The following is a 13,091-nucleotide window of genomic DNA, read 5'->3' as shown; positions in this document are numbered from 1 at the left end:
CCGCTCAGCATGACGTTATTGTTTTTTACTTAGTATCTGTTTCAATTCCTCTTTTTCTAAAAGGTAAACGATTCCCAAAAATACAATTAACATCGAAATACCTATAACATAATTGCCTCTAAATTGATAAAACGATATTAAGGACAACGCTATGGATAAGAACAAGTAAACCCCTATTTTTTTTAGGTTATACGGAATGGGATAATATTTGCGCCCATAATAATAAGAAAGTAGCATCATGGTAGCATATGCTGCCAATGTAGCAATAGCCGAACCTTTATAACCAATGAAAGGAATGAGCCAAAAGTTTATAGCCAATGTTATCATAGCCCCAAAGACAGAAATATAAGCGCCAAATTTAGTCCTGTCGGTTATTTTGTACCAAACCGAAAGGTTATGATAAATACCCAAACAGAAATTGGCTATGAGTATGATAGGGACAACCCACATGGCTTCCCAATAATTTTCACTCCTTACGATGAAGGGTTTCAACACATCAGCAAAAACAACGACACTAAGCAATATTATAGATCCAAAGGCCACAAAAAACTCTAAAATCTTGGCATAGTTCTTTTGAGGGTTTTGGGTTTTAGCATGACTGAAAAAAAACGGTTCGATACCTAAACGGTAAGCCGTAGCAAAGAGTGTCATGAACAGCGCTAACTTGTAACATGCCGAATACATGCCTATTTGGGTTAAAGCTACATCATCGGGCAGTAGATAGTCCAACAAAATTCTATCGAAAGTTTCATTAATTGAAAAGGCTACACCAGCCACTAAAACAGGCAAACCATAAGTCATCATCCTTTTCCATAAACTTAAACTGAATTTATAATTAACCTTAATATAAAAAGGCACCATAAGCAAAAGGGTGATGCCGCTGGCAATTAAATTCGCTATGAAGATGTAATTAATTTCAAAATTAGGAACGTAAATACTTTGAAAAGTAGCATGCGTTCCTGCCAGATTCTTTAAAACCAAAAGGAAGAATAAATTTAACCCGATATTAACCACCACGTTTAATATCTTGATTACGGCGTAGCGCATGGGTTTTTCGGTGGCCCTTAGCCATGCAAACGGGATGATAACCAAGGCGTCTAAAAGTAAAATCCAAATAACCAACGTGATGTATTTCGCGTCTATATTTATAAAATGTGATATTTGTTCTTTTAAAACCAGAGCCACAACAAAGAATCCAAGCGAAGTTACAATCAAAGAAATTGATGCTGTACTGGTAACCGTTTTTCTATCGGTTTCCTTATTAAAAAACCTAAAAAAGGCCGTTTCCATGCCATAGGCAAGAACTACATTAAAGAGCACAAAATAAGAGAAAATAACCGATATTTCTCCGTATTCGGCAACAGAGGAAAGTACACCTTTTGTAGTATAGAGCGGCACCAGCAAAAAGCTTAGCATTCGCGGTAAAACCGTGGCTAAACCATAGATAAATGTTTGCTTGAAAAGGGTTTTAAATGCGCTCAAATATACCTTTTTGTTTGTGCTAAAAATACATTTTTAAGCAACGAAAAGCAAAGATTATATATTGCTTATCTGAATTAACCTATAGGTTTTAGCCAAAAAAAAGCCTCGCATGGTATGCGAGGCTTTTTTTATAAATTTACTTGAATTAATTATTCAATGCTTCAGCTCCACCTACAATCTCAAGGATTTCATTGGTAATAGCTGCTTGACGTGCTTTGTTGTATGTTAACTTAAGTTGGTCTCTAAGTTCTTTTGCGTTATCGGTTGCTTTGTGCATTGCCGTCATTCGGGCACCGTGTTCTGCAGCAAATGAATCTCTAATCGCCTTATACAATTGCGTTTTTAACGACTTTGGAATCAACTGCTCAACGATTTCAATTTTTGAAGGTTCAAAAATATAGTCGGCGTTTGCATTGGCTTCTTCCTCAACAGGTACAATAGGCAAAAATTGTTCTTTGGTCACAATTTGCGTAGCTGCATTTTTAAACCTATTGTAAACAATTTCAATCTTATCGTACTCGCCAACAACAAATTTATCCATTAAAAGCTGAGCGATTTCTGCAACATTGTCAAAGGTTAAATCATCAAAAACTTCGCTTTTGTTAGCTATAACGTTACCTGTTTTTTTGAAAGCGTCGTCGGCTTTTTTTCCAATGGCCAAGTACGATACTTCTTGATTAGCATAAGTTGTTGAGGCTAGTTGCTTAACTTCTTTAATGATATTGGAGTTGAACGCCCCTGCCAAACCTCTGTTAGAGGTAACAGCCACTATAAGTACCTTTTTTACTTTGCGTTGGGCAGAAAATTTACTTCCAGAATCATCATCTAAAGTGGCACTTAAACTTTGTAAAAGCTCAGTTAACTTATCTGCATAAGGCCGCATTGCCGTAATAGCATCTTGTGCCTTCTTTAACTTTGCAGCCGATACCATTTTCATGGCACTGGTAATCTGCATGGTTGAGGACACCGATGATATTCTGTTACGTATTTCTTTTAGATTTGCCATTTGTAGTCTTTAGTTATTAGTGGTTAGTCTATAGTCTTACTGACTAACGACTAAAGCCTATTTAAGCTCTATATTTTCCTGATAAATCTTTTGCTACAGCTGTTAATGTATCTGTAACTTCATCTGTTAATTTTCCTGATTTTAAAGTATCTAAAACATCTCTATGCTTAGCGTTCAAGAACTCGATATAATCTCTTTCAAATTCTTTTACTTTTTCAACAGGAACATCTCTCAACAAGTTTTTAGATCCAGCGTAAATAATTGCAATTTGATCTTCAACTGTATAAGGATCATTTTGGGCTTGTTTTAAAATCTCTACGTTACGTTTACCTTTTTCAATAACGTTTAAGGTAGAAGCATCTAGATCTGAACCAAATTTAGCAAAGGCCTCAAGTTCACGAAACTGTGCTTGGTCTAATTTTAAAGTACCAGATACCTTTTTCATTGATTTTATCTGAGCGTTACCACCAACACGCGATACCGAAATACCAACGTTAATTGCTGGACGTACACCAGAGTTGAATAAATCACCATCTAAGAATATCTGTCCATCGGTAATCGAAATTACGTTTGTTGGGATATATGCCGATACATCTCCCGCTTGTGTCTCAATAATTGGCAATGCTGTTAATGATCCACCACCTTTAACCATTGGCTTTAGGTTTTCTGGCAAGTCGTTCATTTCTTTGGCAAGAGCGTCATCGTTAATCACTTTCGCAGAACGCTCCAATAAACGTGAGTGTAAGTAGAAAACGTCTCCTGGGTAGGCCTCACGTCCTGGTGGACGACGTAATAATAACGATACCTCACGGTAGGCTACCGCTTGCTTTGACAAATCATCATAAATAATTAAAGCTGGGCGACCCGTATCTCTAAAATACTCACCAATTGCAGCACCTGCCATTGGAGCGTAAACCTGCATTGGAGCAGGGTCTGATGCATTTGCAGCAACAATAGTAGTATAAGCTAAAGCTCCTTTTTCTTCTAATGTTTTAGCAATTAAAGCCACTGTTGATGCTTTTTGGCCCACAGCAACATATATACAATATACAGGCTCACCTGCATCGTAAAATTCTTTTTGATTTAAGATGGTATCGATACAAACGGCTGTTTTTCCAGTTTGACGGTCACCAATAACCAACTCACGTTGTCCACGACCTACTGGAATCATAGCATCGATAGACTTAATACCTGTTTGAAGAGGCTCGGTTACCGGCTCACGGAAAATAACACCAGGTGCTTTACGCTCTAGTGGCATTTCGTAAGTATCGCCAGAAATAGCACCTTTCCCATCAATCGGATTACCTAACGTGTCAACCACACGGCCTACAATACCTTCACCAACATTAATAGATGCAATTCGTCCTGTGCGCTTAACTGTAGAACCTTCACTAACACCCACTGATGCACCTAATAATACAATACCTACATTATCTTCCTCTAGGTTAAGTACGATTCCCTCTAGGCCTCCATCAAATTCTACTAATTCGCCGTATTGCGCGTTAGACAATCCGTAAGCACGAACAATACCATCACCTACAGTTAATACAGTTCCTACTTCATCCAATGAAGCACTAGCTTCAAAACCTGAAAGTTGTTTTTTTAAGATTGCTGATATTTCAGCCGGTTTTACTTCTGCCATCTTTATTTAGATATTAGACGTTAGACGTTAGATGTTAGACATCTTTTCTAACTCATTTTTAATTTAATGTAAATTCTCTTTTTAACTTGTTTAGTTGGTTCGATACACTTGCGTTATATTGTACATCACCAACTCGTAATATGAAACCACCTAAAATGCTTTCGTCAATTATGTTTTCTATTTCAACATCTCTACCTGTAAGCGCTTTGGCTTTGGCCAACACCTTTTTTTCAAGATTTGGTGTTAGAGCAACCGCTGAAGTTACCTTAGCCACTTGAATGCCTTTAGCCTCATCGAATAACTGATTAAATTTTAAAGCTACATCACCCAAAATATCGATTCTGTTATTCTCTACCAGAACATCAATTAAATTGTGGGTGCTTTTGTCGGTTTTTTTAAACACCTCAAGTAACACTGCTTTTTTTTCTGAAGCAGGGGTTACCGGACTTTGCAGCATGTTGCTTAAATCTTGGCTTTCTGAAATAGTGTTGGCAATAAGCGCCATATCACCATTAACAGTTTCAGCTGTTTTTTGGTCTAATGATAAGCTTAACAATGCTTTTGCGTAACGTACTGCTGCTCTCGCCATTATTCGATTAGTTTAAAGATTTTTCGGTTAACATGGTTTCTACCAACTCCAACTGTTCGTTTTTGTTTGATAGCTCTTTGCGCACTACTTTTTCGGCAATTTCCAATGCTAAGCCAGACACTTGATTTTTAAGTTCTGCCATGGCAGCTTTCTTTTCGCTATCAATAGCAACTTGAGCTTGCTCGATTAATTTATTGGCTTGCTGTTGTGCTTCGCCTTTGGCGTCTTCAATCATTTTATTCTTAAGGTCGCGTGCCTCTTTTAACATCGCTTCGCGCTCTGCCCTAGCTTCTTTTAATAATCTTTCGTTGTCGGCCTGAAGGTTTTGCATTTCGAGTTTTGCGTTTTCAGCAGATTTCAATGCATCTTCTATTCCGCTTTCTCTTTTTTCTACAGCGTCTAGAATAGGTTTCCAAGCAAACTTTCTTAAAAGCAATACTAAGGCAACAAACAAAACCAATTGCCAAAAAAACAACCCTATTGAGAACTCATTGATTAACTTTTCCATGTATATCTATAGTTTTTTAATAAATATTAATTTTAAAAAAACAGCTTTAACCAACCGTTAAAGCTGTTTTAGTCTTTTTATGCCGCGAATAAAGCAGCAAATCCAATACCTTCAATAAGTGCAGCTGCAATAAGCATAGCTGTTTGGATTTTTCCAGAAGCTTCTGGTTGACGAGCAATAGCGTCCATTGCTTGACCACCAATTCTACCGATACCTAAACCAGCACCGATAACGATCAAACCAGCTCCTACGAAATTTAAACCTGTCATAATATATATATTAAAAATTAAACATTCATTTTTTAGTGGTCGTCGTGGTGCTCTTCAACGGCCATTCCGAAATACAATGCCGACAGCATTGTAAAGATATACGCCTGTAAAGCGGCCACTAATAGCTCTAACAACGATAAAGCAAATGCCAAACCGAATGATAGTGAGCTACCCAACCAGTTTTTAAATATAAACATCAAACCAATAATACTCATAAGTACGATGTGCCCTGCTGTGATGTTGGCATACAAACGAATCATAAGCGAGAATGGTTTAATAAAAGTTCCTAGCAACTCAATTGGCGCTAAGATAATTTTCATTGGAACAGGCACATTTGGCATCCAAAAAATATGCCCCCAGTAGTTTTTGTTGGCCGTAAAGGTTGTCAACAAATAGGTTATTAAAGCTAAGGCAAACGTAACAGCAATATTATTGGTCACATTAACACCAAGCGGTGTAAGCCCAAGCAGGTTAATAATCCAAACAAAGAAAAACACCGTTAACAAATAAGGCATGTAACGCTTATAGTGTTTTTCTCCAATATTAGGTCGTGCAATATCGTCTCTTACATATAATACGATAGGCTCTAAAAATCTGCCCATCCCTTTTGGCATGCTACCTTTCTTGTACTTTTTAGCCATTCTACTGAACATCACCAACATTAACAAACCGACCAAAAAGATGGTAAATACGTTTTTTGTAATCGAGAAGTCTAATGGTTTTTTATTGGTAGGGTGATGGTCTTCATCGTAATTTATAGTTCCGGAAGCATCCGTTTTATAAATTTTTCCGTGGTAAGACTTGTAATAGTTACCATCTACCTCTGCTACAGATTCACCGTGATGTAACTTTGAAGAAGAAAATACTTTTAACCCATTATCCCATAAAATAACTGGTAACGGAAACCCTATGTATTTATGCTCACCATCCTCGGTTGTATAAGAGGTTAGACTAAAATCGTACGAGTCTAGTAAGTGATGGTCTATGTATTCTTTTATTTCGGTTTTTACGCTTTTATCTACATGCTCCTCAGTATATTCCTGGGCAAAAGAAAAAGATGACACAAAAAGAAAAAGCAGACAAATTGTTTTTTTAGAAAAAATATTTTGCATATCACTTATTATAAATAGTGGCTAAAAAATCGCTGCAAAGGTATGCTTTTATCTCAAAAGCCAAAAACAAAATTTAATAATATTTACAAGCTTGTATTTTAACTGTTTAAATCATCCAAACTGTTTAGGAATCTTGACAATATAACGCACTCTACAATTAGGCACACCACATAAGGCACGAAGAATGTGAGAAACTCTAATCTTGTTAGGTCGCCATCGGCATTGTATTTCGGATAAAAGAGCATAAAAAAGATAGCAAACTTGACCAAACTTGATGCCATGAAAATAAAGCCCAATTGGTCTTTTAATTTTTTTTTCAGAAGAAAAAGAAGCACAATCACCCCATTTGCCATTAAAATATTTACGGTGTATGAGTAAAGCAGTTGCCCTGTAGTAAGCTGGAGGTTAAAAACCCTAACAACTGCCCAATGAAAAACAAAAGCTACTATGGCTGCAGCGCCTACAATACTGCAGTTTAAAATAAGGGATTTAAAATTCAAGGATTTAACTTCTTTATTTGTCTGAGTACGGCATACAGCGAAATACCTACTCCTAAAAGCGTGAAAATAATTAAAAATGTTTTTGAAGATTCGTTAACTTTAGAATCTAACCATTTACCAAGCAATACAAAAAGATATATGGTTATGCCCATTTGTATGGCAATACCGGTAAGCGCCGCTATTTGCTTAAGCTGGTTTTTCTGCTCCTTGTTGTCTTTTTGTTGTTGGTTGTCCGCCATTGTTCATTTCTTTTACGGCGCCTTTCATGGCACATGTAACATTAAACGTTGCCCCTGGTTCAACTGATAGTTTTCCGGCAACCACTTCGCCCTCAATGTGTGCAGACGACTTTAAATTGAGTGTGCCAGACAAGGTGAGTTTTCCAGAAAACTTACCCTCAAAATGGGCATCGGTTCCATTTAAGGTACCCTTTATAAAACCCGCTTTACCTACGGCTACTTTACCCGAAGTTTTTATGTTTCCTTCAATAGTACCATCAATTCTTAAATCACCTTCACTGGTAATATCGCCTACAATTTTTGTGCCTTGTGCAATTGCGTTCTGACCTGAGCCACTTTCTGCCATTGGTTTACCTTTTTTACTTTCCGAGAACATAATGTGTTAAGTTTAATTATTAAAGATGTTTAAATATGCATCTAAATTTTTATGGATTTGGATAATTTGATAGTTTGCGGAAGATACCACAAAATATGGGGCTTTTATTTTCTTTCGGTCGTCTTTAGTCAATAGCTGATCAAAAGTTATAGCTACCTGCTCTGTTTTTAGCCCATGAACAAGCACAAGTTTTGTGTTTGGGTCATAGACATCAATCGACGATTTTAACTTATAATATCTAATGTTTTCGAGCACCTCATCTAATGTTTTCTTAAACGCAGAAACTTGCTCGTTTTCAACATTTTCAAACTTAAAAATCACTTTGTAATTTCCTGAAATACTATCGTTTGTTACAAAATCGGTACTGGCTAAGTTAGGTAAAATTTTAGACTCTATTTCTTGGGCCTCTTTCCCCTCGGGCGTATTGGCATAGGTAACAGCCAAATTATTTATCGCCTTTTTATAAGCCTCGTAACCGTGTAAACGTCCTGTAGCAGTTGCCTTTAAAAGTACAAATTTTGGCACAATAGGCTCGCCATCAAACTTATTTATGTAATCTTCACTTTTTGAAATTACCTCGGCATATTCTTGGCTTAAATGTTGCTCGTAAAGCGCTTCGTATAAACTGCGCGGACTGTTTTCATCTTTTTCAGACACCAACTCTGGGTTAGTTAAAATCAATGCGTATCTCGACTTAGGATATTCTGATATTATATTTTGCTTCGCTATTGCGGCTTCATCACTCTCGCCCAAAGCTTCATAAAGCTTAAATAAGTTATATTTTGAAGGCAATACCAAACGCTCTTCCGGATTACTATTTAACAAATCTTGAAGTTTGGTTTTTGCTAATTCGTACTCCTTGAACTTTTCTTTATAAATCAATCCCAATTGATAATAGGCATAATTGCGCTCTCGAGAAATACTATCAATTTCTTTTTCTTCCGAAGGGATTTTTGACATATAAAACTGCGGATCGAAACGCTCATCTTCTGAAGCTGATGCCAGCACATCACCACTTAAAGCGCTTGCATTCCCTGAACTAGAAATGGCTTTGCTCGACCACCTCCAATTATCCTCCAGTTTTCGGTCACCCCAAACTTTAACAAATTCGTTCTTACCATATGCCACAGTTGTAGAGTTGTAAAAATAGAATGTATTTGCCTGCTGCTTGTTACCGGGGGGACCTATGCGAGGGCCTCCAAATTGATTGTTAGTCGTAACTAAACCGCTATTATGCTCGGCAGCTTCCTGGGCCTTTTTTTCTTCTTCAGCTTTTGCCTTCAAATCTTCTACAACGCCTTCGAAATATGACAACCTTTCGGCTTCGGACATGTTCACCAACTTCAATATGCTATCGTCCACTTTAGCAACGGTTTCATAATGGATTACATCTTCCAAATTATCGCGCTTACGCCTTATGATGCGGTAAGGTTTAGAATTTTCAACCAAACTTCCCATGGTGCTGTCGTAATATTTTCCGGCTTTGGCATAAATAGAAGCATCAAAATTCATGTCTCCAAGGGTTTCGTAGTTCTTAGCGACCAAGATATTGTCTTGCGAGTCGGTACGTAACGATTTGTTGTAATAATCAACCGCTAGAGAATCTGAACCATTTTTAAGGTGGTATTCGGCAATTTGATAGTAAATACGGTCTAAAAATGGGCGGTTCTCTCTGTTTTCCTCAAGTTCAGTAAGGAGCTCGGTAAGCTCTAGTTTATTTCCATTTTCAAAATCAAAATTCTTAACCTTTTCCAAATAGGCACTAATCATGTAGATTCTTGGAATCTTTCTGTTGAGATCAATAACCCTATCGAAAGCGATATTAGCACTATCTTTATGCCCTAATTCGTTATAAAGCTGACCTTGAATGAAACGGTAGCGTCCACGCTCTTCATTTCTTTTTGTGGCTTGCGAAGCAGTTTCTAAAAGTGTTATGGCGGTATCGATTACCTTAACGTTAAGGTATGCTTGTGCTAAAATTGACGAAGCATCAGCCAAATCTTGCCCCTCCAACTCTTCTTGTTTTAGCAAACGCTTTAGGTTTTCAATGGCCAACTTATTGTTATCTAATCTGATATTGGCCTTTTCGCGCCATACCTTGGCTTGGTTTATTTTATCGCTTGCTGGGTATTTATAAAGAATATAGTTGAAAGCTTCTAAAGCTGGTACAAAGCGCTGATCGAAATAACGCGCTTTTCCCAACAGCAAATAGGCTTCATCCATCTGCGGATTTTTTTCCTTACCGTCAATATTCATACTGTGCTTTTGAATCGCTTTTGCAGCTTTCTCTTCTGCACGGGTAAAATTTTCGTTTTTTGATTGCCCCGGCAACACGAACTCATCTGAAACCTGCATCCGCTCGATGGGCAAAACCTCCCAATAGTTATCGAAATATGCTTCGTTTAGCGATTGCCTACCTTCTTCCAAGGAATTGTAGCCATTAAAAAGCGCGTTAAACTCAGCCGTTACGGCATGGTAATTACGACTTATAAATTTGTCCTTTTTTCTAGAGCAACTTAATGCCAAAGTTGTAAAAAGCAGAACGACAAATATGGATTTATAGGATGTTTTCAATGCTGGTATTTTTAGTCTAAATAATAACTGTAAACTCGCGTTATTATTATATATAGCGTGGTAAAAATAAGCATCTTTTTGAATTTAGCTAAAAAATGCAACGACTTTTAAATAAAACGGTTAATTGCTAAAATGTTGCTCGAGTTCTTTGAGCGTGGCTTGGTTGGTGGCCAAATCTTTTACAATTTCGCCTTTTTCTAAAACTACAATGCGCTCGCAAACATCAGTAACATGCAACAAATCGTGGCTGGACACCAAAACAGTAACACCACGTTTTTCGGCCAAATCTTTAATAATGGATTTTAATCGAATTTGGGTTGTAGGATCTAGGTTTGCAAAAGGTTCATCTAAAACCACCAGCTCTGGATTTCCAATCAATGCACCAACAATACCTGTCTTTTTTTGGTTGCCCTTACTCAAATCTCGTAAATATTTTTTTCGACCCAAAATTTCACCATGAAAAAAGTCTTCAAACTGAGCCACAAAATTATCAACATCGGCTTTATTCTGCCCGCGCAACGCCCCAATGAAATAAAAATACTCCTCGGCAGTTAGGTAACCTATTAAAAAACTTTCGTCTATAAATGCTGAGGTGAACGGTTTCCATTCTTCGCTTTCGTTAACTTGAATTTGGTTGTTTTGAATATGTCCTGTTGTTGGCTGAATCAAATCTAACAACAGACTAAAATAGGTGGTTTTACCTGCACCGTTGTTACCCACCAAACCAAAACTTTGTCCTTTTGGGATTTCTAAAAAAGGGATGTTCAAAACGTCCTTACTACCATATTTTTTGGTGAGATTATTGGTAACTATCATAAGTTGTTGGATTTAAGTGTTTTGATCAAAGGCATCAATCATTTTATATTTAGACTTGCAGTATTTAGCGGTTATTTTTTGCATCAATTTTTGGTGGAACACAATACCAATAATACCTAAAACGGATAAAACTAAACAGGCTATTTCAAAATTCACAAAAAAATAAACTAAGGCAAAAATCCCCATTGGAATTAGCAACAGCGGAATACCAATAAGCCACTGAACAGCACCTGTTCCCTGGTAGTTAAAGGCTGCTTTTTGACTCAAATCGATTTTCTTTCTATTAAATGAACCGCCGTACAAAATGACATGTGTGTTGACCCCAACGTTATAAATGGCGGCTACAAAATGTGCCAAAAGGATTTTCCAACCAAAAAACAAATACGGAATACCCAGTACAAACAAAATCAAAACACTCGTCGCCATTAAGGTGAATTTAGATTTTAAATATTCCTCGTATTTAATGTTTTGACTCATTAAAAGTTTGTAATAGCCGCTATCCCACGCTGGGATAAATTGCCCAAAATTAATTAAGAATATACCTGTTGAAAAGACACCAATAAAAACAAAAAACCACGGCAAATTTTGATATTGTTCCTGCGGATAGAAAAACAGACCGTATAGCAAGCCGATAGCAAGAATCCAAACTGAAGATTTTGTGCGTTTGTTGCGCCAAATCAGTTTTAAATCGAGCTGTAAAAATGGGGCTATATCGCCAAAACTTTTTGTCCATTCTAAATTTGAAGCGTTCACTTCCTTAACAACCGTTTTCATCCCACTATCCAAAAACATTTTTTGTTTTAGCAGTTTAAAATTAAGCATATATGAAATCACCAATATAAGCAACGGAACAAGACAGTAAACGGGCTTTTCGTAAACCAAAAGAAAAGCGCTACCAAACCAACTACTTAAGTTTAAAATATGAAAGTGGTTGAGCACAAACAAACCTCCGGTTAACAGGATGATGGGCAAAATAGACAGTTCTGTTTCCACCGAAAGGCTTTCAATTAAAAAGTTTACAAAATTCAATATTAAAACCGTCAACATCAGGGTTACCATCCATGAAAACACAGCGTTTAAAGGGTAACCGTTAATTACTAAAATAACACCAAATGGTATGATGGCAAAAAGTGGCAGGACATTAAAAAACGACATAACCGATTTGCCCAAAACATAGTTTACCATTTGGTTGCGCTTTATGGGTAGTGTAAGCATAGACTTTACGTTCATTATCGGTAGTTTCTGAAAGAAAAAACGAAAAATTAAATCGAATAAAAACCAATAGAAAAGCACATTGTTTACAATAACTAGAGGGTTTTGTTCCGGAAACATCTTTTCTAAGGCAGGGTATAGCGCAATACCAACACCTAAAAACACCAACAAAAAATAAAGCCCTAAAAAGCCTAAAAGTATTTTTATGGCAACGCCCTTGCCAAAACTTGCCGACCGGTAAAACGATTTCCACTCTAAACTTATAAAACGCCCAATCATAAATTAATTATTGATGTTTTTGAGCAATACTTTGCACTTCCAACCCCCAATTTTGACCAAATGCCATGGCTTTTTGGGTTAATCCAAGTTGCTTTTGGGCTAATTTTTTACCCAAGTCCGTCTTATAAAAAGCCGTAAGCTCTTTTATTTCCTTTCTGGCAAACTCGGCCATATAAAGGTCGGCGATTTTTGCATAAAGCCCCTGCAATGTGCCTTTTGCTTCAGCGACATATGCTTCTTTATTATCGGCAGGAACCATGGTTCCTATTTGATCTATAGCATTTGTAAAAGCATCGCCAGCTCCTGTTAGTTTTAAAAACGCAATGGTTTCTTTTTTGTAATCTGAACTATCTTGGGCTTGTGAGCAGTACACAAATGCAACAGAAAAACAACATGCTAACAATAATTTTTTCATGCTTTTAGGTTTTCTAATTTCAAGTTATTTGTTTAAATTCAATGTATTGGTGAAGTTTTTAAACCATTTGTT

At 36.9% G+C, this 13,091-nt stretch carries 14 protein-coding genes; all 14 read right to left on the bottom strand.

What is annotated here, in order from left to right:
* Positions 1–15: 15 nt before the first annotated feature.
* Entirely contained in the window at positions 16–1,482 is a 1,467-nt protein-coding gene (locus GSB9_02194) for an oligosaccharide flippase family protein (protein UKM65623.1), read from the bottom strand.
* 145 nt (positions 1,483–1,627) lie between these two features.
* Entirely contained in the window at positions 1,628–2,488 is an 861-nt protein-coding gene (atpG, locus tag GSB9_02193) for an ATP synthase F1 subunit gamma (GenBank protein UKM65622.1), read from the bottom strand.
* 61 nt (positions 2,489–2,549) lie between these two features.
* On the bottom strand, positions 2,550–4,130 hold the full coding sequence (gene atpA / locus GSB9_02192; GenBank protein ID UKM65621.1) for a F0F1 ATP synthase subunit alpha: 1,581 nt from the start codon (positions 4,128–4,130) through the stop codon (positions 2,550–2,552).
* A 58-nt stretch (positions 4,131–4,188) separates the two neighbouring features.
* On the bottom strand, positions 4,189–4,719 hold the full coding sequence (gene atpH / locus GSB9_02191; GenBank protein UKM65620.1) for an ATP synthase F1 subunit delta: 531 nt from the start codon (positions 4,717–4,719) through the stop codon (positions 4,189–4,191).
* 7 nt (positions 4,720–4,726) lie between these two features.
* Positions 4,727–5,227, bottom strand: a complete 501-nt coding sequence (locus GSB9_02190) for a F0F1 ATP synthase subunit B (GenBank protein ID UKM65619.1) — start codon at positions 5,225–5,227, stop codon at positions 4,727–4,729.
* A gap of 77 nt (positions 5,228–5,304) precedes the next feature.
* Positions 5,305–5,496: an ATP synthase F0 subunit C gene (gene atpE / locus GSB9_02189; GenBank protein UKM65618.1), complete on the bottom strand. Its 192-nt coding sequence runs from the start codon at positions 5,494–5,496 to the stop codon at positions 5,305–5,307.
* A gap of 32 nt (positions 5,497–5,528) precedes the next feature.
* The gene (gene atpB / locus GSB9_02188) at positions 5,529–6,608 is read right to left on the bottom strand and encodes a F0F1 ATP synthase subunit A (protein UKM65617.1); all 1,080 of its coding nucleotides are present in this window, start codon (positions 6,606–6,608) and stop codon (positions 5,529–5,531) included.
* Between the two features lie 98 nt (positions 6,609–6,706).
* Positions 6,707–7,108 (bottom strand): DUF6168 family protein, encoded by a 402-nt coding sequence (locus GSB9_02187; GenBank protein ID UKM65616.1) that lies wholly within the window; start codon positions 7,106–7,108, stop codon positions 6,707–6,709.
* Positions 7,105–7,347 (bottom strand): AtpZ/AtpI family protein, encoded by a 243-nt coding sequence (locus GSB9_02186; GenBank protein ID UKM65615.1) that lies wholly within the window; start codon positions 7,345–7,347, stop codon positions 7,105–7,107. Before GSB9_02186 ends, GSB9_02187 begins: the two co-directional genes overlap by 4 nt.
* Positions 7,295–7,723, bottom strand: a complete 429-nt coding sequence (locus GSB9_02185; protein ID UKM65614.1) for a polymer-forming cytoskeletal protein — start codon at positions 7,721–7,723, stop codon at positions 7,295–7,297. Before GSB9_02185 ends, GSB9_02186 begins: the two co-directional genes overlap by 53 nt.
* Positions 7,724–7,735: 12 nt before the next feature.
* Entirely contained in the window at positions 7,736–10,297 is a 2,562-nt protein-coding gene (locus GSB9_02184) for a tetratricopeptide repeat protein (protein UKM65613.1), read from the bottom strand.
* Between the two features lie 120 nt (positions 10,298–10,417).
* On the bottom strand, positions 10,418–11,113 hold the full coding sequence (locus GSB9_02183) for an ABC transporter ATP-binding protein (protein UKM65612.1): 696 nt from the start codon (positions 11,111–11,113) through the stop codon (positions 10,418–10,420).
* 12 nt (positions 11,114–11,125) lie between these two features.
* Complete coding sequence (locus tag GSB9_02182; GenBank protein ID UKM65611.1) at positions 11,126–12,604, bottom strand: DUF5687 family protein; 1,479 nt, start codon at positions 12,602–12,604, stop codon at positions 11,126–11,128.
* A 7-nt stretch (positions 12,605–12,611) separates the two neighbouring features.
* Positions 12,612–13,019, bottom strand: coding sequence for a DUF2059 domain-containing protein (locus GSB9_02181; GenBank protein UKM65610.1), 408 nt, complete (start codon positions 13,017–13,019; stop codon positions 12,612–12,614).
* Positions 13,020–13,091 lie beyond the last annotated feature (72 nt).

The sequence above is a fragment of the Flavobacteriaceae bacterium GSB9 genome (assembly GCA_022749295.1).
Lineage (GTDB): Bacteria > Bacteroidota > Bacteroidia > Flavobacteriales > Flavobacteriaceae > Flavisericum.
Note: the sequence above shows the minus strand (reverse complement) of the source record. Positions and strands in the feature narration are given on the sequence as shown.